This is a genomic window from Enterobacter sp. IF2SW-B1, assembly GCF_001743375.1.
Classification (GTDB): domain Bacteria; phylum Pseudomonadota; class Gammaproteobacteria; order Enterobacterales; family Enterobacteriaceae; genus Enterobacter; species Enterobacter bugandensis.
In genome coordinates this window covers 409,848-432,432 of the sequence record NZ_MJAA01000008.1, presented here as the reverse complement: position 1 = coordinate 432,432, position 22,585 = coordinate 409,848, and the positions used below count along the sequence as shown (strand labels likewise).

Genomic DNA, 22,585 nt, shown 5'->3' with positions numbered 1-22,585 from the left:
GTTTACTCTTTTCAGTCAGATAGTGGAGGGTTGCGGCATGAGCGGGTCAGAAGAAGACTTACCCGAGCGCAACAGGAAGATGGAGATGAGCGTGGTGCTGAAAACTAACAGCCCCATAATGAGATAGGATTGGGCAAAGCCGTATTTCTCATAGCTGTAACCCGCCAGCGGCGACAGCACAGACGCAATCACCGAGCTTGTACAGGCAAAGCCCACCAGATAGAGCGTGGAAGAGAGCCGCTTATCAAAATGTAAGCTGTTGTATTTAAATACCGAGACCAGCAATACGGGCAGTTCTACCGCGTGCAGCAGCTTGGTAATGGAGATGAGCACCGGCCCCTCAACCAGACCAGATGCCACCATACGCATTGCCATCACCATTCCCGCGAATATCAGGCCGTTTTTCGCGCCGAGGCGGTTCACCAGCCACGGGGCGCAAAACATGCCCGCTGCCTCAAGGAAAACCTGGAAGGAGTTGAGATAGCCGTACATGGCGTTCCCTTCCTGCAACGTCGGGAACTGTGATGAGAAATAGACCGGGAACTGCTGATCGTAAACGCCGTAAATGCAGGTGCCGATTACGAAAAACACCAGCGCCCAGAAACGCGGCAGCGTGAGCAGGCGCAATGCGTCTTCCAGCGTCACCTTGCCACCGGACACCGCTTCCTGCATGGCGTGCGGTGCGGAAGAGACCCGCAAGCGCGCGAGCAAAACAAAAAACACCAGCCCGGCGCCGCTCGCGACAGCGAAATTCAGCTTCGGATTGATGTTAAACAGGAGCCCCGCAAAAAAGGTTGCCGCCGCCCAGCCAAGCGATCCCCACATTCTCGCCTTGCCAAACTCAAACTGGCTCTGACGGGCCACGCGTTCGGTATAGGATTCCAGCACCCCAATCCCACCGTTAAACGTCAGGCCAATAAAAATCCCGCCGAAAATACTGCCCAGCAACACGTTAATTTGCAGCAGATAGCCAAACAGCAAAAAGGCCGGACCGGAAAGAATAAGCAGACTGGTCAGAAACCAGAGCAGGTTTTTGCGCAGGCCGAGTTTGTCCTGGATAAATCCATAGCAGATTTGAGCAAACAGCGCGGAGACGGAAAGCACGGCATAGATAACACCCGTATCCCCCGCTTTTAACCCCACTTCCTGGTGGAGCCAGATAGAGAGCAACGAGCCGGAAGATGACCAGGTGACAAAAAAGAAAAACAGTAATGCGCTCAGTAAGGGATAGCTGTGAGAGTGATGCGTTTTCATCATGGCATTCTCGTGTTGGAGTAATGACCAAATGGTAACGTTAACATCCATACTTTCTCATGCTGCCTGATGAAGATTTAAGATGTTAATCACGAAAGTTAACGTTAACATTAAGGAAATGAGATCGCGATCAAAAATTTATAACTGAGGTAAGTATGACTTAACCTGGTCATCAGCCTTCCTTTTACATCAGCGACTTAGTTGTATACCCTCTCACAGAGCATTAACGGAGTAAGAAAATGGCTTCCCTGAAGGACGTCGCAAAGCTGGCTAACGTATCGCTGATGACGGTTTCCCGCGCGCTTAACAGCCCGGAGCGCCTTAAACCAGAAACGCTGGCGCGCGTACAGTGGGCTATCGAGCAAACCAGCTACGTTCCCGATCTGTCCGCCAAGAAAATACGCGGCGCGAATGCTTCGCCTAAAACCATAGGCGTGCTGGCGCTCGATACGGTCACGACACCTTTTTCGGTGGAGATTACGCTGTCCATTGAAGAGACGGCCAGGATGCACGGCTGGAATAGCTTCGTCATGAATATGTTTGCTGACGACAATCCGGATGCCATTGTCGATCTTCTGCTCTCCCACCGGCCAGACGGGATTATCTACACCACGATGGGGTTACGTCAGGTTCCTCTTCCTGCCAAGCTGCTCACCCTCCCCTGCGTGCTGGCCAACTGCGAGAGTGTCGGTGAAAAGGTCGCCAGCTATATTCCGGATGATGAACAGGGGCAATACGCCGCCGTCAGGGCATTACTCGCAGAAGGCTATCGGCAGCCCCTGTGTCTGCATTTACCTGTGGGCCATCTGGCCACAACCCGCCGCCGTCAGGGGCTTGAACGCGCCTGCCGTGAAGCCGGAATCGACCCGGACAGCCTGGAACATGAGTATATGGCGCACGGGGATGAGCATTATCGTGATATTCCGTCCGCATTGCTGGCGCGCATCCAGAACGGCATCCCGCGGTTTGATTCCGTTATCTGCGGTAACGATCGTATCGCGTTTATGGTGTACCAGACGCTGCTGGCGCAAGGGCTTCGCATCCCTGAGGATGTCGCGGTTATCGGCTATGACAATATGGTGGGCATTGGCGAGCTGTTTTTGCCGCCTCTTTCAACGGTTCAGTTGCCCCACTACGAAATTGGTCGCCTGAGCGCCCTGCACATTATTAACGGTGAACAACACCGGGAAACGACGCGCGTTGAAAGTCCATTTTTAATGCGTGATTCCATTGCACGCGCCATGTGACTCCCGCTTTTTGTCGTTGATGGAAGAATAAGGGGTTATGAAGGCAGCATACCCCCTTCTTTTGTCAGCCAATGGCACGATTTGTCACACTCTTTTCTGTCATTTAACAACCCAAACAAATGCCGAATAAGCAATTGTTTTTATTGCCAATAAAGTGCAATTTTCTTTTTAAAAATGGTGATATTGCCTCTCCTGTGCTCCATGTCACAAAACAGTAAACAAATTAACCATTGAGCCCCGTGACAAAAGGCTCTATATTGGCGGCGTTTTTTTCAGGCCCCATCTGTTTTTTAACTTTTTATTCAATCGTGGCTCATAGCGAAGCGGCGGTTGTAGGAGTGATATGATGACGGATAAAGTCCGTATTGACACCGTAGATGCCCACAAAAGCAACGAAACCTATCTGGCCCGTCAGGCCGAGTTTGAATCTAACGTCAGGAGTTATCCGCGCAAACTGCCTTTAGCGATTACTAAAGCAGAAGGCGTGTGGATCACCGATGCAGATAATAAAGAATACCTTGACTGTTTAGCAGGCGCAGGGACCCTTGCGCTTGGCCATAACCATCCTGATGTGCTGAAAAGCATCCAAAATGTCATTACCAGCGGCTTGCCGTTACACACTCTGGATCTGACTACGCCTCTGAAAGACGCGTTTTCTGAATATCTGCTCTCTCTGCTGCCTGGTCAGGGCAAAGAGTACTGCCTGCAGTTCACCGGTCCATCCGGTGCCGACGCCGTTGAAGCGGCGCTGAAGCTGGCGAAAAAAGTGACCGGCCGTAGCGGTATCATCAGCTTCTCTGGTGGTTACCACGGCATGACCCACGGCGCACTGTCCGTGACCGGCAACCTGTCTCCGAAAGAAGCGGTTGACGGTATGATGCCAGAAGTGCAGTTCATGCCTTACCCGCACGAGTACCGCTGCCCGCTGGGTATCGGTGGTGAAGCGGGCGTGAAAGCGCTGACTTACTACTTCGACAACCTGATCAACGACGTTGAAAGCGGCGTGCGTAAGCCTGCCGCGGTGATCCTGGAAGCCGTACAGGGCGAAGGCGGCGTGAACCCGGCTCCGGCTGAGTGGTTGCAGCGCATTCGTAAAGTGACTCAGGAACACGGCATTCTGCTGATCCTCGACGAAGTTCAGGCTGGCTTTGCCCGTACCGGTAAATTCTTCGCCTTCGAACACGCGGGCATCGAGCCAGACATCATCGTGATGTCTAAAGCGGTTGGTGGCGGTCTGCCGCTGGCCGTGCTCGGTATCAAAAAGCAGTTCGACGCATGGGCGCCAGGCCACCACACCGGTACTTTCCGCGGCAACCAGCTGGCAATGGCAACCGGCCTGACGACGCTGAAAATCCTGAAAGACCAGAACATCGCGGGCAAAGTGGCTGCACAGGGCGAATGGCTGAAAGGCCAGCTGAAAGAGATGGCAAAACGTTATCCGGTCATCGGTCACGTGCGCGGTCTGGGCATGATGATCGGTATCGAGATCGTTAAGCCACACGAAGCTGCTGACCATATGGGCTGCTTCCCTGGCGACGGCGAGCTGTCTGCGCTGATTCAGAAGAAGTGCTTTGAAGCCGGTCTGATTCTGGAGCGTGGTGGTCGTAACGGTATCGTTCTGCGCCTGCTGCCTTCCCTGCTGATCAGCGACGAAGAGCTGAAAATCTTCCTGGATAAATTCGAGCAGGCACTGCTTGCTGCGGGCGTTCGCCCGGCGTAACCGGAGTAGTTGATTACGATGTCAGATTCAAACCCAATTTTGTTCTCCTCTGCGCAGAGCATTGAAGCTTACCAGCAGGCGATTGAACAAAGCACTCAGGCTGTGATGCAGTGGCTGAAGCAGCCTGAGATGTACCAGGGCAAAACGGTCGCGGAGCTGCGCGACCGTATTAAGCTGGATTTCAACCCGAAAGGGCTGGGCAACGAAGCGGCGATTGAACGCGCCGTGGAGTTCTTCCTGAAAGACAGCTTGTCCGTTCATCACCCGCAGTGTGTGGCGCACCTGCACTGCCCAAGCCTGGTGGTAAGCCAGGCGGCGGAAGTGCTGATCAACGCCACTAACCAGAGTATGGACTCCTGGGATCAAAGCCCGTCCGCAACCATTATTGAGATCAAACTGATCGAGTGGCTGCGTACCCGCGTGGGTTATCAGGCTGGCGACGCGGGTGTGTTCACCAGCGGCGGTACCCAGAGCAACCTGATGGGTCTGATGCTGGCGCGTGACGCATTCTTCGCGCGTCAGGGCCACTCCGTTCAGCAGGACGGTCTGGTGGGCGATCTGCGCAAAATTCGCGTGCTGTGCTCCGAAAACGCGCACTTCTCCGTGCAGAAAAACATGGCACTGATGGGCCTGGGCTATCAGTCCGTAGTGCAGGTGAAAACCGACGAGTTCTCCCGCATGGATCTGACCGATCTGGCGGCGAAAATCGAGCAGTGCAACGCGAACGGGGAGCAGATTCTGGCCATCGTCGCGACGGCAGGTACTACCGATGCCGGTGCTATCGATCCGCTGTGTGCCATTGCTGAACTGGCGGCGAAGCAGAACATCTGGGTACACGTTGACGCGGCCTGGGGCGGCGCGCTGCTGATGTCCGATCAGTATCGTCACTACCTGGACGGCATCGAGCTGGTGGATTCCGTCACCCTGGACTTCCACAAGCAGTTCTTCCAGACCATCAGCTGCGGCGCGTTCCTGCTGAAAGAAGCGCGTCACTATGAGCTGATGCGCTATCAGGCGGCCTACCTGAACTCTGAGTTCGACGAAGAAGCGGGCGTGCCTAATCTGGTGTCCAAATCTCTGCAGACCACCCGTCGTTTCGACGCGCTGAAGCTGTGGATGAGCCTGGAAGCGCTGGGTCAGGAGCAATACGCGGCGATCATCGATCACGGCGTAACGCTGGCGCAGCAGGTTGCGGCCTACGTGAAAGAGCAGCCTGCTCTGGAACTGGTTATGCAGCCACAGCTCGCAAGCGTGCTGTTCCGCTTCCGTGGCCAGGTGCAGATGGACGACGCGGGCATCGCCCTGCTGAACCAGAAAATTGGTGATGCGCTGCTGGAATCCGGCCGGGCAAACGTCGGTGTGACCGAGCATAACGGCATCACCTGCCTGAAGCTGACTCTGCTGAACCCAACCGTGACGCTGGAGGATATCAAAATCCTGCTGTCGCTGGTTGAGCGCACCGCGCAGGAAGTTCTCGCGAAGTAATACAAAACCCCTCTTCCGTCGGAAGAGGGGTTATCTTTATACGCCTGCCCACCACATTCTGATTTTCAATCCCCAGTAGCTCGTCCAGCCCGTTGTGGTACTGACTACTTTCCCCTTTGACACAATCACCAGCGTCGGCGTTACGCTCACCTGCCACTGCTGCGACACGGCACCGTTTGCATCGTTAATCACCGGCATACTCAGGTTTTTCTTTTCAGCCCAGCGAGCGAGCTTTGCATCGTCACCGGAGCGCATGGCAATGCTTACGACATTACCGCCCTCTTTTGCCAGCTTATCGACCGCAGGTGTCGTATAACGACAGATGCTGCACCAGGTTGCCCAGACGTAAATCAGCAGGGGGCGCTCCTTGCTGAGCGCCGCGATATCGTGAATGTTACCGTCGATGCTCTGCATAGGCGTTGCGCTAAAGCTGGCGGGTAATGACGGCTTTCGGTATTGATCCACGCCCCACATGACCGCCAGCGTAAGCAGAATGAGTATGATCCCTTCCCGCGCCCAGCGGCGCAGGCGACTCAATTTACGGTTATCCATTATGACCTCTCGATTTAACGGAGGTCATCTTAGCGGGCTATTCGGCGTCATGCTGTAAAGAAGTGTCGCGTCACTTTATTCCGGGGTATAGCCGTAGTTGTAATGGCTATAACCCGAGTGGTAATAGAACGCAGCGGATTTCACAATATCATTGAGAATCGCGCCTTCAACCTGGACGCCCATCTGCTGCAGACGCTTCCGACAGTTTTCGATCTCTTTGACGCTGGTTTTACCGAAACGGGCAACCAGCAACGTGGTTGCCGCGGCTCTGGCGACGAGTAGCGCATCCGTCACGGCCAGCACCGGTGGCGTGTCAACAATCACGATGTCGTACTCTTTGTCTATTCGCGACATTACCGTCTGGAAGCGCTCATTCATAAGCAGCTCGACAGGATATGAAGGCTGAGGTCCACAGGTCAAGACATCAAAGCCACCTTTCTCGAAGCGTTGAATCGCATCCTGCCACTCTACACTTCCCCCCAGCACGCTGGACAACCCATGCTGGTTGTTCAGTTTGAAAATATTGTGAACATATCCCTTGCGCATATCAGCATCAATAAACAGTACCCGTTAACCTGCCTGAGCGGCAATCGACGCCAGCGAGGTGCTCACCAAAGTCTTTCCGCAGTCCTGCGAAGGGCCTGAAATCACCACTATCCGATTAACGGCATTCATCATGGTAAAATGCAGACTGGTGCGTAACCCGCGCACCGCCTCGACAAATATATCCGCCGGACGGTCAACGGGCAGGAAAGGTACGTTTGACGTCCTGTGCTTCCAGTGGGAAGCAAACAGCGTCCTTCTGCGCAAATGCGTTTTTTTCCATAGCCACACTGAACGCGGGAGCGTAGCCAGAAGAGGCATTCCCTGCGCTTCCAGCTGTTCAGACGAGGTGATGCCCCGTTTAAACGCAGAGCGCACCAACACCGTTCCTGCAGAGAGCATCAATCCCACCAGCATACCGCACACAATGATAATCACTTTGTGCGGTTTGACGGGTCCAGGCTGCGTTACTGCCGGGTCAATGATCCGCACGTTTCCGATGGCGCTGGAGCGCGAGATATTCAGCTCCTGCTGACGCGTCAGCAGCTGCAGGTAGATGGTGCGCCCGGACTCAACGTCACGGCTTAAACGCAAAATTTCCTGCTGCGTAGAAGGCATGGATGAGACACGGTTATTCAGACGCGTACGTTCCTGCTCCAGGGTCTGTTTTTTTTCCCGTAAGGCGCGGTAGGTTGGGTGATCCTTTTTGAAAAGCTGAGAAACTTCTGCTTCGCGGAACGTCAGCTCGTTAAGCTGATTTTCCACATTAACAACCTGATCGAGAACCGTCTTCGCCTCAAGGGATAGATCGACAGAATCGCGCTGCTCTCTGTAGGCGTTCAATCGTGCTTCGGCTTCATCCAGTTCGCGCCTGATTTTAGGTAATTGGTCCTGTAAAAACGTCAGGCTGCGGGTATCTTTAGCTTCCTGGCGCGCAATATTCTGGCTGAGATAATTTTCAGCAATGGTGTTGAGCACCACGGCGATCTTGTCAGGGTCCTCGCCCGTCAGCGTTAAGGTGATAATTCCGCTCTGCTTCGCCGACTCAGAAACAATGAGTCGGCGCTGAAGGGCGTTAATTGCTTCAAGCTTTGTGACGGTTTTGAGGGCAAACCGGGTGCCTGGTGCCGCACTGAGCGAGGTGACAAGCAGCGTTATTCCGTCTTTAACCAGCGTTTTCCCAACAACGCCATCAGCCTCAAGCGTTTTTCCTTCGAGGTGATACCGGCCCTGCTCCTGAACGGTCAGTAAAAGTTCCTGTGGCTTGTCTTCCAGAAGAGGAAGGGTAAGCGCGCCAATTGTCAGTTCACCGGCTTTACGCCCTCGTTCCAGCAGCGGCCCAATGACGGGCAGCACGCGCCGTTTGACGCTGTATGTTAGCCCAAGCTTATCAACGGTCTCTCCCAGAATCATCCGCGACTTGAGCAGCAAGAGTTCGGGCGCAACATCAGGTGAAAGATCGGTACCAAACTGGCTTAAACTTTTGAGCAACGAGTTGTCCTGCTTCGCTTCTATCTGCACAAGGGCATCAGCCTGATAGATCGGTGTGACGCTATACGCATAGATCCCGGCGCATACGGTGAACAGGAGCGTGATGCACGCTATCATTACCCGATGATCAAACATCTCAGCCAACAGCTGAATGAGATCAATTTCATTATCATGCGGTGTCGCAGCACCAAATTTGTCTGATTTATGAGACGACATTACTGCTTCATTCCTTGTTGACGCAAACGACGAGCCCATTCCTGACTGGCTTTTCCTAACTGCTCGAAAACAAATTCGAAGGCTTCCCGGCTTTTGCGATACGGGTCGGGAATGTCCTTTGTTTCCAGCCACTGACCAAACAACAGCGATTTCCCCCGATTCTCCGGCGCCACTGAGGCAATAAAACGGAGATGCTCTGGCTCCATCACCAGAATCAAATCGGATTTTTGTAACAGATAACGTGTGACCTTACGCGCCACGTGACCTTCCAGCGAAACGCCATGACGTAAGGCGACTGCCTTTGCAGTCGCATCCGCCGGGCGTCCTTCAAGCCCGAAAATACCTGCCGAGGTCACCTGCGCGTCGGGTAGCTGCTGGCGCAACAGCCGCTCACCAATCGGTGAACGGCAAATATTGCCGGTGCAAACCACGAGAATTGAATTGAACATTATTGCGGCCACGACCTGATGTAACGGACGGCTTCGGTCAGGTCATGTACGCCACTGATGGTGGGTACCAGCTGGGCGATCACACGATTCCAGCGTGAAAGCGGTGCCGTCGTGACATAGACAATGTCGTACGGTTCCAGCTCGAATTCTGTGCTCAGCACCATGGCTGAGGCATCTTCCGCATTGAGTTGATAGATGTTGGCGATTTTGTCTTTCTCGCCTTTTCGTGAAACCGGGCGAATAACAAAAATCCCGGTTGCATCGGCCATATTCTGGTTAAGCCCGCCTGCATTCCCCAGGGCTTCGGCCAGCGTCATGCCGCTACGATCCATCTTAAGGGTGCTCTGTTTAACCACCTCGCCCATCACAAACACTTTCAGCGCGTCGTTCCGGGGAACAAACAGGATATCGCCCGGATAAAGCAGCTTATTTTGGGTTAAATCGCCATGTTGCATCAAAGCATACAGGGAAAGGCGCGAGTCCTGGCCATCATGCGTGAGCACGACGTTACGCCAGTCGGCATCCGCAGAGAGACCGCCCGCGGCGTTCACCGCATCCATTACCGTCAATGGAATATTGGTTATTGGCTGCTGGCCCGATTTCTCAACCTCTCCGGTGATATAGGCTTTTTGAGAACGGAAGGAGGCAACGCTGACGTCCACCTGAGGGCTCTCAATGACCTCATCCAGCCGCTCGGTGATCTCCTCACGTACCTGCGAAACCGTTTTGCCCGCCACTTTCAGCTTGCCGACGTAGGGGTAGAAAAGCGTACCATCGGCGTTAACCCAGTTACCCGCGTCGCTCGCGCTACGGTACTGCCCTGCGGGCGTCGTGAGTTCAGGGTGATCCCAGACGGTGACCGTCAAAATGTCCCCTGAGCCAATGCGGTATTCCCAGTTTTTGAGCTGCTCATCCAGAGTAGGATTTGCCTGAGATTTAGAAACGGGTGGGCGCAGTTTTTCAATCAATCCAGGGGTTAAAGGAAAAACTTCCACGCGTTTGTCCAGCGGATCGTTAATTTCCTCACCGGTAGTGACTTTTTTCCCGGAAAGACTTAAGTTCTGGCCTGGTGAAAATACACATCCTGTTAGCTGGCTGAGCGTAAGAAAGGACAGTAAAAGAGCAGTTGTATTTTTCATTTATATAAAATGTTGATTTATCGTTGCGCTGGGTAGTTAACTCGCAAAAGAAAGCAAGCAAGCCATTGAAATATAGTTATTTATTATTTCCCCGTGATACTGTAAAACACACGTTCGCTGTTGTTTAAAAAGTTAAAAAACAGCGCACAATTGCGCAAGAAAACGGAGAGTAATAATACTTTATGCGCCGCGATATTAAATGTTATCCCTTACGAAAGCATTCGCTTAACGGTGCTATTTTGACGTATAAACTTATTTTCAGAATAGATTAATAAAATAATAAAAATAACAAATATTCCGCACAATCAACATTCACCGCAATGATGAGCATCACCGTTATCGACTACCCAAACCCCTCCACTTTTGTTACATTTTTTATCAAACGCATCATGCTTTGATACTTAAAATAGACCGTCTGTCTTGTGCTGCGTGCCCTGCAGACGAAAGTCTCTGAAACAATATCACTGGAGAAAAAATGGCTAAGCGTAAATTGCTGCTTCTGGGTGTATTACTGTCTCTGGCGGGCTCCGCGTTTTCTGCTCCGCAAACCGCCGCTGCGCCATCGGGCATCAAGGCCTATGAAGAACAAGAGTTCATCGCCGATTTCACGAAGTTTAAAATCGGCGATACGGCACCGGCGCAGTATCAAACGCCGGAGTACACCATTAAACAGTACCAGCTGCGTAACCTTCCGGCACCGGATGCCGGTACCCACTGGACCTACATGGGCGAAAACTACGTCCTGATTGGCGATGCAGATGGCAAAATCTACAAAGCCTACAATGGAGATATTTTCTATCATCGCTGATACGATCGTAATCCGTCCGTGGCAGGAGAGCGACCGCCCTTTCCTGCGTACGCTCTACCTCCACGCCCGGCGTGAAGCCTGGCCGTGGCTGGACAGTTCTGCTTGGCAGCTTGAAGATTTTGACGCGGCAACCCTGGACGAAGAGATTTGGGTGGCGGAGCAGGATGGGCACCGACTTGGCTTCGCCTCAGTCTGGACGAACGATAATTTTCTGCACAACCTGTTTGTCGACCCGCAGTATCAGAGCCTGGGCGTCGGACATGTGTTGCTTGAGCACGTACAGAAGACGTTTACCAGCACGGGCTCACTCAAGTGTCTGGTGAAAAATGTGCGGGCTATTACGTTTTACCAGCGGCACGGCTGGCACATTGAGGCGACGGGGAATTCTCCTGAGGGAGAGTACTATCTTATGCATTACCGGCTTGGGTAAAGTCAGGTGGCGCTTCGCTTACCTGACCTACAAAATCGTATTTCGTAGGCCGGGTAAGGCGAAGCCGCCACCCGGCAATCCAGCGCTGGGGGGTTACACCGCGCGGAAGGCGATTTCACCCGGGATCACTTCACCCTGCCAGTACAGCTGCGCCGCAACACGCCCCGCCAGCTGGCGATACATCTCAGCGAACTCGCTGTCCGGACGGCTGACGACCGTCGGCTTCCCGCTGTCCAGATCTTCACGCAAGGAAATATGCAGCGGCATCTGCCCCAGCAGCTGGGTGTGATACTGCGCTGCCAGTTTTTCCGCCCCACCCGTACCAAAGATAGGCTCATGGTGTCCGCAGTTGCTGCAGATGTGCATGCTCATGTTCTCGACGATGCCGAGCACCGGCACTTCCACTTTCTCAAACATCACGATGCCTTTTTTGGCGTCGATCAGCGCGATATCCTGCGGCGTGGTGACCACAACGGCCCCCGTTACCGGGATGTTCTGCGCCAGCGTCAGCTGAATGTCACCGGTGCCCGGCGGCATGTCCAGCACCAGATAATCCAGATCCGGCCACATCGTTTCCTGCAGCATCTGCAGCAGCGCTTTGCTGGCCATCGGGCCGCGCCAGACCATGGCGTTATCGTCGGTCACCAGGTAACCGATGGAGTTGGTCGCCAGACCGTGCGCCACGATCGGCGCCATATGCGTGCCGTCCGGCGAGGTTGGACGCTGATTTTCCGCACCCAGCATGTTTGGAATAGACGGACCGTAGATATCGGCATCCAGAATACCAACCTTTGCCCCTTCCGCCGCCAGCGCGAGCGCGAGGTTGACGGCGGTAGAGGATTTACCCACCCCACCCTTACCTGAACTCACGGCGATGATGTTTTTCACCCCGTTGACGCCCGGCTGATTTTTCACACGCTTCAGCGTGGCAATGCTGTGGCTCAGCTTCCAGTCAATCGCTTTCGCACCGGTAATGCGCAGCAGCTCGGCGCTGGTCTGCTCTTTCAGCGCGTCAAAGGCGCTGGTCCAGACGAACGGCATCTGCACTTCAACGTGCAGCGTATCGTCCAGCCACGCGACGTGGTGCAACGCTTTCAGCGTAGTGAGGTTATGTTTCAGGGTTGGATGCTGAAAGTTAGCCAGCGTCCCGGCGACCATTGCTCGTAAGGCTTCCGGTGATTTGGCCTGGGATTGAGAACTCATCCCGACTCCTTTGTTCTTGTGAATAAGACCTTAGACAAACAAGTTTACCTGAAAGGCCGTGGTTTGTGCTTACTTAATAATGCCCCTTTTGGTAATATCGAAAACCCTTTTCACAGTTAAAAGAAGTAATGCCTACTATGACTCAAGTCGCGAAAAAAATTCTGGTAACGTGCGCCCTGCCGTACGCCAACGGCTCAATCCACCTCGGCCACATGCTGGAGCATATCCAGGCTGATGTCTGGGTCCGTTACCAGCGAATGCGCGGCCACGAGGTTAACTTCATCTGTGCGGACGATGCCCACGGCACGCCGATCATGCTGAAAGCGCAGCAGCTGGGGATTTCCCCGGAGCAGATGATTGCCGAAATGAGTCAGGAGCATCAGACCGATTTTGCTGGCTTTGACATCAGCTATGACAACTATCACTCCACGCACAGCGACGAAAACCGCGAGCTGTCGGAGCTGATCTACACCCGTCTGAAAGAGAACGGTTTCATCAAAAACCGCACTATCTCTCAGCTGTACGATCCGGAAAAAGGCATGTTCCTGCCGGACCGTTTCGTCAAAGGCACCTGTCCAAAATGTAAATCCCCGGATCAGTACGGCGATAACTGCGAAGTCTGCGGCGCGACCTACAGCCCGACCGAACTGATTGAGCCCAAATCCGTGGTATCCGGCGCCACACCTGTGATGCGTGATTCCGAGCACTTCTTCTTCGACCTGCCGTCCTTCAGCGAAATGCTGCAGGCGTGGACCCGCAGTGGCGCGCTGCAGGAGCAGGTGGCGAACAAGATGCAGGAGTGGTTCGAATCCGGCCTGCAGCAGTGGGATATCTCCCGCGATGCGCCGTACTTTGGCTTCGAAATCCCGAATGCGCCGGGCAAATATTTCTACGTCTGGCTGGATGCGCCAATCGGCTACATGGGCTCCTTCAAGAACCTGTGCGACAAGCGGGGCGACACCGTCAGCTTCGACGAATACTGGAAGAAAGACTCTACCGCCGAGCTGTACCACTTCATCGGCAAAGACATCGTTTACTTCCACAGCCTGTTCTGGCCGGCAATGCTGGAAGGCAGCAACTTCCGCAAGCCGACCAACCTGTTCGTACACGGCTACGTCACGGTGAACGGCGCGAAAATGTCCAAGTCCCGCGGGACGTTCATCAAGGCCAGCACCTGGCTGAACCACTTCGACGCGGACAGCCTGCGCTACTACTACACCGCGAAGCTCTCTTCCCGCATCGACGATATCGACCTGAACCTGGAAGATTTCGTGCAGCGCGTGAACGCAGACATCGTCAACAAGGTGGTGAACCTGGCGTCCCGTAACGCGGGCTTTATCGCCAAGCGCTTTGACGGCGTAATGGCCGCTGAGCTGGCGGACCCTGCCCTGTACCAAACCTTCACCGACGCGGCAGCCACCATTGGCGAAGCCTGGGAAACGCGCGAGTTCGGTAAAGCAGTGCGTGAAATCATGGCGCTGGCTGACCTGGCTAACCGCTATGTGGACGAGCAGGCGCCGTGGGTTGTCGCTAAACAGGAAGGCCGCGATGCCGATCTGCAGGCCATCTGCTCCATGGGCATCAACCTGTTCCGCGTGCTGATGACGTACCTGAAGCCGGTTCTGCCGCAGCTGGCAGCCCGCGCTGAAGCGTTCCTGAACACCGAACTGACCTGGGATGCAATGGCGCAGCCGCTGCTCGGCCACAAGGTGAACACCTTTAAGGCGCTGTATAACCGCATCGAGATGAAGCAGGTTGAAGCGCTGGTCGAAGCCTCTAAAGAAGAGGTGAAAGCGGCTGCAGCACCGGTAACCGGCCCGCTGGCGGACGATCCGATTCAGGAGACCATCACCTTTGATGACTTCGCTAAAGTCGACCTGCGCGTGGCGCTGATTGAAAACGCAGAATTCGTGGAAGGCTCTGACAAGCTGCTGCGCCTGACGCTGGATCTCGGCGGCGAGAAGCGCAACGTCTTCTCCGGCATCCGTTCTGCCTACCCGGACCCGCTGGTGCTGATCGGCCGTCAAACCGTGATGGTCGCCAACCTGGCGCCGCGCAAAATGCGCTTCGGCATTTCCGAGGGGATGGTGATGGCAGCAGGCCCTGGCGGGAAGGATATCTTCCTGTTAAGCCCAGACGAAGGCGCGAAGCCGGGCCAGCAGGTGAAATAACAAAAAAGCCGGAGATAATCTCCGGCTTTTTTTATGGTTTCGGGTGATGCACCCGATGGGTCAGCCCGCGCAGGAAATTACGCAGAAACTGGTCGCCGCACTCGCGGTAATTTTTGTGGTCCGGCGCGCGCATCATGGCAGTGATTTCCGGCATCGACACGCGGTATTTCTGCTCGGTCATGATCGCCTGGATATCGTCCGTTTTCAGCGAGAAGGCGATACGCAGCTTTTTCAGCACCGTGTTGTTGTTCACGCGACGCTCCAGCGCCAGCTCGGGCGCGGAGTCATCTTTTCCACGCTTATCGTAAATCAGCCCGTTCAGAAAACCCGACAGAATGATGTCCGGGCAGCGGACGAAGCCCTCTTCGTCCTCTTTGGTCATCCAGGTATCAAAATTTGCAGACGTGGATTCCATGTCGGACAGCGCAAGAATGCGCACCATGTCGTTATTGTTTGCTTTCAGGGTGTAGCGCAGGCTACGAAGAATATCGTTACTTAGCATAGAGCCTTCGAATGTCGATGATGCAATGGCGCGCAGTGTACCAGTTTTACAGGCCAATCGCCTCTTTCAAACTTTTCAGATAGCGGCGGCTGACGGGGACGGTCTGCCCGGCGCGCAGCACCAGCTCGGCCTGGCCGTTATCTTCCAGACGGATCTCCTTCAGGTGCGCCATGTTCACCAGATACTGACGGTGACAGCGAATCAGCGGCGTGCGGCTCTCGAGCGTGCGCAGGGTCAGCTCGGTAAACCCTTCGTTCCCTTCCGCGCTGGTGACAAACACCCCGCTCAGGCGGCTGCTGACAAACGCCACATCATCCATTTGCAGCAGATAAATCCGGCTGTGCCCGGTGCAGGGGATAAATTTCAGCGGCTGCTGGTTCTCCGGCAGCAGCGTGACGTCCTGGACGGTTCGCTCCTGGCGTAAGCGGGTGAGCGTTTTTTCCAGCCGCTTCTCTTCAATCGGCTTGAGTAAATAATCGAACGCGTGCTCCTCAAAAGCCTTAACGGCATATTCGTCGAACGCCGTCAGAAACACGATGTAGGGACGATGCGCCGGGTCGAGCATGCCGACCATCTCCAGCCCGCTGATGCGCGGCATCTGAATGTCGAGGAACAGCACGTCCGGGCGCAGCTTGTGCACCGCACCGATGGCCTCAATGGCGTTGGCGCACTCCCCCACAATCTCAATGTCTGGTTGCTCCTGCAGCAGAACGCGCAGGTTTTCCCGTGCCAGCGGCTCGTCATCCACGATCAGCACTCTTAACATGCGTTTTCCTCCAGCGGCAGTCGAACGGTAATACGGGTAAAACGGTCAGGCTCGCAGGCGACGGTAATGCCACAGTCGTCGCCAAAATGGGCGCGCAGACGTTTATCAACCAGGCTCATCCCTAATCCGCCCGAAGCGGAAGGCTGGTACAGCCCGGCGTTATCTTCAATATCCAGCACCAGATGGTGGTTAAAACGGCTGGCGGCAATGGTTATCTCCCCTGTCCCCAGCAGCTGCGAGGTACCGTGCTTGATGGCGTTCTCCACGATAGGCTGCAGGGTAAAGGCCGGAAGATGCTGATACGCCAGCTCGTCCGGAACGGAGAGCGACACCTGCAGGCGGGACTGAAACCGCGCCTGCTCAATTTGCAGATAGGCATTCACGTGCTCAATTTCATCGGCGAGGGTCACGATCTCTGACGGGCGCTTCAGGTTTTTACGGAAAAAGGTCGACAAAAACTGCACCAGCTGCGCGGCCTGATCGCTGTCGCGGCGGATCACCGCTTTGAGCGTGTTGAGGGCATTAAACAGGAAATGCGGATTGACCTGGGCATGCAGCAGCTTAATTTCAGACTGCGTCAGCAGGGCTTTCTGCCGTTCATACTGCCCGGCCAGAATTTGCGCGGAAAGAAGCTGGGCGATCCCCTCCCCCAGCGTGCGGTTGATGGAGCTGAACAGACGGTTTTTCGCCTCATACAGCTTGATGGTGCCCATCACCCGCTGATTTTCCCCGCGCAGCGGAATGACGAGCGTGGAGCCCAGCTTGCACTGTGGATGCAGCGAGCAGCGGTAAGGCACTTCGTTACCGTCGGCATACACTACTTCGCCGGTTTCAATGGCGCGCAGCGTATAGGTCGACGAGATCGGTTTGCCCGGCAGGTGGTGATCGTCTCCGGTGCCGGTAAACGCCAGCAGCTTTTCGCGATCGGTAATGGCCACCGCGCCGATATCCAGCTCTTTATAGAGCACCTGCGCAACCTTCATGCTGTTCTCTTCGTTAAACCCCTGACGCAGGATCCCTTCGGTCGAGGCGGCAACCTTCAGCGCCGTGGCGGAAAAGGCCGAGGTGTACTTCTCAAACATGGCGCGCTTGTCGAGCAGAATACGCATAAACAGCGCCGCGCCGACGGTGTTGGTCACCATCATCGGGGCGGCAATACTGCTGACCAGGTGCAGCGCATCCTCGAACGGGCGGGCAATCAGCAGAATGATCGCCATCTGCGCCATTTCAGCCACAAAGGTAATGGCCCCGGCGGTAAGCGGGCTAAACACCTTGTCCGGGCGACCGCGCTTAATCATATAGCTGTGCACCAGGCCACCAAGCAGCCCTTCGACGATCGTCGAGATCATGCAGCTGAGCGCCGTCATCCCGCCCATGGAATAGCGATGCAGCCCACCGGTTAAACCGACAAGGCCACCGACGACCGGGCCGCCCAGCAGCCCGCCCATCACCGCGCCGATGGCGCGCGTATTAGCAATAGAGTCTTCGATGTGGAGGCCGAAGTAGGTCCCCATGATGCAAAAAATAGAGAAGGTGACGTAGCAGAGCAGCTTGTGGGGCAGACGTACGGTGACCTGCATCAGCGGAATGAAAAGACGCGTTTTGCTCATCAGCCAGGCAATGACCAGAAACACGCACATCTGCTGAAGCAACAGCAGCACCAGGTTAAACTCGTACATACTCAAAACCGCACACGCTAAAAAACGCGTAACATACACGGATGCGGCTGAACTTTCTTTGAAGCGCCCCAAAAAAGCGCAAAATCGTGTCCGTTATCACATCTTTTTCTGCACATCGTGCATGGTTCGCATTATTTGTTTAAAAATTAATCAATTCTTCCTGGTTCGGCAAAGTGGGTCTACAGTTAAGCTGGGGACGCGTAAGCCAGGGGGCAAATATGGCGCTTTACACAATCGGTGAAGTGGCACTCCTTTGTGATATCAATCCCGTTACCCTACGGGCGTGGCAGCGACGGTATGGATTGCTCAAACCGCAGAGGACGGACGGTGGTCATCGCCTTTTCAACGATGCCGATATCGACCGGATCCGCGAAATCAAAAGCTGGATCGACAACGGGGTGCAGGTCGGGAAAGTGAAGTCCCTGCTGAGCCACGACGACCCGGACACGCAACGCCTCTGGCGCGAGCAGCAGGAAACGCTGCTGCGGCTCCTGCAGGCGGGTAACCTGCAGCGACTGCGCGCCTGGATCAAAGAGCAGGGTCGCGATTATCCGGCGAAAACGCTTATCACCCATCTTTTCATTCCGCTCCGTCGGCGCCTGCAGTGCCAACAGTCTACCCTGCAGGCGCTGCTCAGCATGCTTGACGGGGTGCTGATCAACTATATTGCCGTCTGTCTTGCCTCGGCGAAGAACAAGGCAGGAAAAGATGCGCTGGTGGTCGGCTGGAACGTGCACGATACTACCCGTCTGTGGCTGGAAGCGTGGATCGCCACCCAAAAGGGCTGGCGCGTGGATGTCCTTGCGCACTCGCTGGGGCAGCTCAAACCCGAGTTTTTCGACGGCCAGACCCTGCTGGTCTGGTGTGGCGAAGTGCCGTCCGCCACGCAGCAACAGCTGCTGACGGAGTGGCGTGAGCATGGTTATCCGGTTTATTCCCTTGGCCCGGATGAGCCATAACGGCATTTAATGGTTCATTAACAGCTGCGCTTCACCGTATAATTGTTCCGTTAACAACAGGAGCACATGATGAAGGCAACTAAACTCGCCATTATTACCCTTTTTGTCCTGATGGCCGTAAGCGGTATCGGCGGCGTGATGCTTGCAGGATACTCGTTTATCGTTCGTGGCGGTGTCGGCTGAGGTACAGCGCCAGCCGCTCAAAAAGGCGATCGACAACGATGGCCGCCAGCGCGACCAGTACCGCCCCCTGCACAATATAAGCCGTATTAAACCCGCTTAAGCCGATGATGATCGGCGTTCCCAGCGTATTGGCACCGACCGTAGACGCAATGGTCGCCGTCCCGATGTTAATGATCACCGACGTGCGGATCCCGGCAATAATAACCGGTGCCGCAAGCGGCAGTTCTACCTTGCGCAGCCGCTGCCAGCGGCTCATCCCCATCCCTTCCGCCACGCTTAAAACAGACGCCGGGACCGCCGCAACGCCCGCCAGAGTACCCTGCAGAACGGGCAACACGCCGTACAGAATCAGCGCAATAATCGCGGGCTGCTGACCAAAACCCATAACCGGCACCGCTATCGCCAGCACCGCCACCGGCGGAAACGTCTGTCCAATGGCCGCAACCGTCTCCACCAGCGGACGAAACTCCCGGCCCGCAGGTCGCGTGACCGCGATGCCCGCCCCTACTCCCAGCACCACCGCGATGACGCTTGAGAGCGCCACCAGCCAGAGATGCGCCAGGGCAAGGTTAATAAAGCTCTCCTGCTGATACACTGGCCGCGGTAGCCCCGGAAAAAGAGTGTTAAACAGCGCCGCGCTGTGAGGCATCAGAAACAGTAAGGCGACAAAGAGCGCTACCAGCCAGAGGAGTGGATCACGCAGTGCCTTCACGCGTCACCTCCCCGGCCAGCAGATCGCGAAAATGCAGGCTGCCGCACGGCGCACCCCGGACATCCGCCACGGGCAGGACTTCGCACCGGCGCGCGACAAACGCGGAGAGGGCATCCCGCAGGCTCATCTGCTCCTGTAGCGGTTCCCCGCCGGGCGGTGCATTCTCACGGCGCATATAGTCTCCGACCGTCCGCAGGGAGAGCAGCCTGACGCCCAGCTCGCTGCGGCCAAAAAACTCGCGTACAAAGTCATTCTTCGGGCTGGTCAGCAGCGCAAGCGGCGCGCCCTGCTGCACCACCTCGCCGTGGTCCATCAGCACCAGATGGTCGGCCAGGCGCAGGGCTTCATCTATATCGTGCGTCACGAGGACGATGGTTCGACCAAGAATGCGGTGAATGCGGGTCATCTCCGTTTGCAACGCCCCGCGCGTAACGGGATCCAGCGCGCCAAAGGGTTCATCCATCAGCAGCACCTGCGGGTTAGCCGCCAGCGCGCGCGCCACGCCCACGCGCTGCTGTTGCCCACCGGAGAGCTGGTGAGGATAGCGCTCGCGCAACGCGGGCTCCAGCCCCAGCAGAGACATCAGTTCATCAACGCGGTCAGCGATTTTAGCCCGCGACCATTTCTCGAGCTGCAGCACGGTGGCGATGTTCTGTGCCACCGTCCAGTGCGGAAACAGGCCGATAGACTGAATGGCATAGCCCATTCGGCGGCGCAGCTCCAGCACCGGCAGGCTGCGGATCTCTTCCCCGGCAAAGCGAATTAACCCGCTGTCATGCTCCACCAGCCGGTTGATCATCTTCAGCGTGGTGGATTTTCCCGAGCCCGAAGTGCCAATCAGCACGGAAAATGCCCCCTCGGCAAAGTTCAGGTTCAGATGGCTTGCCGCCGGGCGGCAGGCAAAGGTTTTACTCACATCATGAAATTCAATCATTGGCTCTTCTCCTGAGCAGCGCGAGCCATAAGGCAAACAGCGCGTCGACGACAACCGCCAGCGCAATGGTAGGGACTACGCCTAACAACACCAGATCGAGGGCGCTGCTCAGCAGCCCCTGGAACACCAGCGCGCCAAAGCCGCCTGCTCCAATCAGCGCGGCAATCACCGCCATGCCAACGGTCTGAACCGCTACCACCCGCAGGCTGCGCAGCAGCAGGGGCAGCGCCAGCGGGAGCTGAATCTTCCAGAAACACTGTCGCGCGCTCATCCCCATCGCATGGGCGCTTTCCAGCACATCCGGCGCAACCTGGCTTAAGCCCGCGACCACGCCGCGCACCAGCGGGAGCAGCGCATACAGCACCAGCGCAATCAGCGCGGGCGTTAACCCCGTTCCGGCGATACCCACCGCGCCCAGCGCGGGAAACGACTTCACCAGCCCGGCCAGGGGGGCAATCAGCAGTCCAAACAGCGCAACGGAGGGAATGGTCTGGATGACGTTGAGTACAGCAAAGATGCTACCCTGCCGTGAGGGATGACGATAACACCACATGCCGAGCGGTATCCCGATCAGCAGGGCCGGGATCAGCGTGCCGAAAAGGATCGTCAGATGTTGCGCCAGGGCATCATCAAACACCTCCTGACGGTTGGCGTACTCTTTTAACAGCGAGAGGTTGTTCAGTTCACCACTGAACAATAACAGCAGCGGAATAGACCATATCTGCGCATTAAGCACCCAGCGCCAGACAGAACTGGCGATGAGACGACGAATCGCATCGCTGCTGGCCAGTAAACACAAAGCCAGCCAGAGCCACAGGCCGCTGCCTGGCGTGGTTCTCGCCAGCGGACTTTCCGCCGAGGCCATATGCGTTGCCGCCAGCCCCGCGCTCCAGAACAGCGTGATAAAGAGACCTTCCGAGAGCAGCAGCGTCAGCCACTGCGCCGTTCGCCCTTGCCAGAGCGACAGTGCAACCCACGCGGCCAGCGCAGCCGCCAGCCACCACGGCGTGAACGACCATACGTCCCAGAGAGCACGCCCTTCCCCCGACATCAGGCGGTTAGGCGCGACGTTCACAAACGGTAACGCGACCGCCGCGATGGCCACGCAGGCCAACAGCAGCAGTACGCGGTTATGACATTTTATTGGCACAGCCCTTTCCCGTTACTTCACAAGCCCTTGTTGTTTCAGGAAGTCGGCGGCCACTTTTTTGGCATCCAGTCCCTCGACGGCAATGCTGGCATTCAGCTGTTGCAGCGTTTTTTCATCCAGCTTTTCGAAGACCGGTTTGAGCCATTCAGCAATATCCGGGTAGGCTTTCAGCACCGCCTCACGCACAACCGGGGTTGGAGCGTAAATCGGCTGAACGCCTTTTGGATCGGTCAGGGTTTGCAGGCCCAGTGCCGCGACCGGGCCGTCGGTGCCGTAGGCCATCGCCGCGTTAACGCCGGAGGTTTGCTGCGCCGCCGCCTTAATAGTTACCGCCGTATCTCCGCCCGCCAGCGAGAGCAGCTGCGCCTGGTCGAGCTTGAAGTCGTAGGCTTTTTCAAACGCCGGCAGCGCGTCAGGACGCTCGATAAACTCCGCGGACGCCGCGAGCTTGAAGTCGCCCTTCTCTTTCAGGTAGCGGCTGAGATCCGCAAGCGAGGTGAGCTTCCCTTTCTCCGCCACGTCCTTACGCACGGCGATAGTCCAGGTATTGTTGGCCGGGGCCGGGGTCAGCCAGACCAGCTTGTTCTGTTCCGCGTCGAGTTTTTTGACTTTTTCATAGCCAGCTTTGGCGTTTTTCCATGCCGGATCGTTCTCTTCTTTAAAGAAGAACGCGCCGTTGCCGGTATATTCAGGATAGATATCCAGCTCGCCGGAGGTAATCGCGCCGCGCACGACGGGCGTGGTGCCCAGCTGAACTTTATTGACGGTTTTCACGCCGTGGCTTTCCAGCACCTGGAGAATAATATTCCCGAGCAGCGCGCCCTCGGTATCGATCTTTGAGCCCACTTTTACCGGCTCCGCCGCCTGTAACGGCAGGCTTAGCGCCGCGAGTAGCGCCGCAGAAACTACCATCCCCGATTTAATCGTCATTCCGCTATCCTCATTTTTTTGCTGCCTTTTTCAGAGGCTTGAGAGAAAAGCGTAGCTTAAAA

At 55.9% G+C, this 22,585-nt stretch carries 20 protein-coding genes and 1 pseudogene; 8 read left to right on the top strand and 13 right to left on the bottom strand.

The features are described from left to right. Positions 1 to 15: 15 nt before the first annotated feature. Positions 16 to 1,257, bottom strand: a complete 1,242-nt coding sequence (locus tag A6013_RS17910) for an MFS transporter (protein WP_028013826.1) — start codon at positions 1,255 to 1,257, stop codon at positions 16 to 18. 236 nt (positions 1,258 to 1,493) lie between these two features. On the opposite strand from A6013_RS17910, the gene A6013_RS17905 reads away from it, so the two are divergent. From A6013_RS17905 to A6013_RS17895, 3 genes are all read left to right on the top strand, one after another. After that, positions 1,494 to 2,501 carry a LacI family DNA-binding transcriptional regulator gene (locus A6013_RS17905; RefSeq protein WP_069733517.1) on the top strand — a complete coding sequence of 336 codons (1,008 nt, stop codon included), beginning with the start codon at positions 1,494 to 1,496 and terminating at the stop codon, positions 2,499 to 2,501. Positions 2,502 to 2,844: 343 nt separating this feature from the next. Then, positions 2,845 to 4,221, top strand: coding sequence for a diaminobutyrate--2-oxoglutarate transaminase (locus A6013_RS17900; RefSeq protein ID WP_014884533.1), 1,377 nt, complete (start codon positions 2,845 to 2,847; stop codon positions 4,219 to 4,221). A gap of 18 nt (positions 4,222 to 4,239) precedes the next feature. Beyond that, positions 4,240 to 5,706: an aspartate aminotransferase family protein gene (locus A6013_RS17895; RefSeq protein ID WP_069733516.1), complete on the top strand. Its 1,467-nt coding sequence runs from the start codon at positions 4,240 to 4,242 to the stop codon at positions 5,704 to 5,706. Positions 5,707 to 5,742: 36 nt separating this feature from the next. Here the strand turns inward: A6013_RS17895 and A6013_RS17890 are convergent, their stop codons facing one another. From A6013_RS17890 to A6013_RS17875, 4 genes and pseudogenes are all read right to left on the bottom strand, one after another. Then, complete coding sequence (locus tag A6013_RS17890; RefSeq protein ID WP_045259750.1) at positions 5,743 to 6,258, bottom strand: protein disulfide oxidoreductase; 516 nt, start codon at positions 6,256 to 6,258, stop codon at positions 5,743 to 5,745. A 75-nt stretch (positions 6,259 to 6,333) separates the two neighbouring features. Then, positions 6,334 to 8,508 (bottom strand): annotated as a pseudogene (locus A6013_RS17885) (polysaccharide biosynthesis tyrosine autokinase). Further along, on the bottom strand, positions 8,508 to 8,957 hold the full coding sequence (locus A6013_RS17880) for a protein tyrosine phosphatase (protein ID WP_069733515.1): 450 nt from the start codon (positions 8,955 to 8,957) through the stop codon (positions 8,508 to 8,510). Before A6013_RS17880 ends, A6013_RS17885 begins: the two are co-directional and overlap by 1 nt. Next, entirely contained in the window at positions 8,957 to 10,096 is a 1,140-nt protein-coding gene (locus A6013_RS17875; protein WP_069733514.1) for a polysaccharide export protein, read from the bottom strand. Before A6013_RS17875 ends, A6013_RS17880 begins: the two co-directional genes overlap by 1 nt. Before the next feature lie 475 nt (positions 10,097 to 10,571). Between A6013_RS17875 and A6013_RS17870 the strand changes: the two genes are divergently transcribed. Next, entirely contained in the window at positions 10,572 to 10,904 is a 333-nt protein-coding gene (locus A6013_RS17870; protein WP_008500887.1) for an RcnB family protein, read from the top strand. Beyond that, positions 10,855 to 11,334 carry a GNAT family N-acetyltransferase gene (locus A6013_RS17865; protein ID WP_069733525.1) on the top strand — a complete coding sequence of 160 codons (480 nt, stop codon included), beginning with the start codon at positions 10,855 to 10,857 and terminating at the stop codon, positions 11,332 to 11,334. The genes A6013_RS17870 and A6013_RS17865 overlap by 50 nt, the downstream gene beginning before the upstream one ends. A gap of 93 nt (positions 11,335 to 11,427) precedes the next feature. Here the strand turns inward: A6013_RS17865 and apbC are convergent, their stop codons facing one another. Continuing rightward, positions 11,428 to 12,537 (bottom strand): iron-sulfur cluster carrier protein ApbC, encoded by a 1,110-nt coding sequence (apbC, locus tag A6013_RS17860; RefSeq protein ID WP_028013834.1) that lies wholly within the window; start codon positions 12,535 to 12,537, stop codon positions 11,428 to 11,430. A gap of 137 nt (positions 12,538 to 12,674) precedes the next feature. Between apbC and metG the strand changes: the two genes are divergently transcribed. Beyond that, on the top strand, positions 12,675 to 14,708 hold the full coding sequence (gene metG / locus A6013_RS17855) for a methionine--tRNA ligase (protein ID WP_049137331.1): 2,034 nt from the start codon (positions 12,675 to 12,677) through the stop codon (positions 14,706 to 14,708). A 31-nt stretch (positions 14,709 to 14,739) separates the two neighbouring features. Here metG and A6013_RS17850 read toward each other — a convergent pair whose 3' ends face one another. The 3 genes from A6013_RS17850 to A6013_RS17840 are packed head-to-tail and all read right to left on the bottom strand — an operon-like array spanning position 14,740 to position 17,655. After that, complete coding sequence (locus tag A6013_RS17850; RefSeq protein WP_045259745.1) at positions 14,740 to 15,210, bottom strand: DUF1456 family protein; 471 nt, start codon at positions 15,208 to 15,210, stop codon at positions 14,740 to 14,742. A 46-nt stretch (positions 15,211 to 15,256) separates the two neighbouring features. Beyond that, the gene (btsR, locus tag A6013_RS17845; protein ID WP_023312443.1) at positions 15,257 to 15,976 is read right to left on the bottom strand and encodes a two-component system response regulator BtsR; all 720 of its coding nucleotides are present in this window, start codon (positions 15,974 to 15,976) and stop codon (positions 15,257 to 15,259) included. Further along, positions 15,970 to 17,655: a sensor histidine kinase gene (locus tag A6013_RS17840; protein ID WP_059354110.1), complete on the bottom strand. Its 1,686-nt coding sequence runs from the start codon at positions 17,653 to 17,655 to the stop codon at positions 15,970 to 15,972. The genes btsR and A6013_RS17840 overlap by 7 nt, the downstream gene beginning before the upstream one ends. 218 nt (positions 17,656 to 17,873) lie before the next feature. On the opposite strand from A6013_RS17840, the gene mlrA reads away from it, so the two are divergent. Then, complete coding sequence (gene mlrA / locus A6013_RS17835) at positions 17,874 to 18,614, top strand: HTH-type transcriptional regulator MlrA (RefSeq protein ID WP_028013838.1); 741 nt, start codon at positions 17,874 to 17,876, stop codon at positions 18,612 to 18,614. A 69-nt stretch (positions 18,615 to 18,683) separates the two neighbouring features. Then, positions 18,684 to 18,797 carry a protein YohO gene (locus tag A6013_RS25380; protein ID WP_008500895.1) on the top strand — a complete coding sequence of 38 codons (114 nt, stop codon included), beginning with the start codon at positions 18,684 to 18,686 and terminating at the stop codon, positions 18,795 to 18,797. Here A6013_RS25380 and A6013_RS17830 read toward each other — a convergent pair. The 4 genes from A6013_RS17830 to A6013_RS17815 are packed head-to-tail and all read right to left on the bottom strand — an operon-like array spanning position 18,772 to position 22,523. Further along, entirely contained in the window at positions 18,772 to 19,509 is a 738-nt protein-coding gene (locus tag A6013_RS17830) for an ABC transporter permease (protein ID WP_048957519.1), read from the bottom strand. The two genes, A6013_RS25380 and A6013_RS17830, sit on opposite strands and share 26 nt — an antisense overlap. Further along, positions 19,493 to 20,443 carry an ABC transporter ATP-binding protein gene (locus tag A6013_RS17825; RefSeq protein WP_069733513.1) on the bottom strand — a complete coding sequence of 317 codons (951 nt, stop codon included), beginning with the start codon at positions 20,441 to 20,443 and terminating at the stop codon, positions 19,493 to 19,495. The genes A6013_RS17830 and A6013_RS17825 overlap by 17 nt, the downstream gene beginning before the upstream one ends. Further along, positions 20,436 to 21,593, bottom strand: coding sequence for an ABC transporter permease (locus A6013_RS17820; RefSeq protein ID WP_047367953.1), 1,158 nt, complete (start codon positions 21,591 to 21,593; stop codon positions 20,436 to 20,438). The genes A6013_RS17825 and A6013_RS17820 overlap by 8 nt, the downstream gene beginning before the upstream one ends. Positions 21,594 to 21,605: 12 nt before the next feature. Next, complete coding sequence (locus tag A6013_RS17815; RefSeq protein ID WP_041909045.1) at positions 21,606 to 22,523, bottom strand: ABC transporter substrate-binding protein; 918 nt, start codon at positions 22,521 to 22,523, stop codon at positions 21,606 to 21,608. Positions 22,524 to 22,585 lie beyond the last annotated feature (62 nt).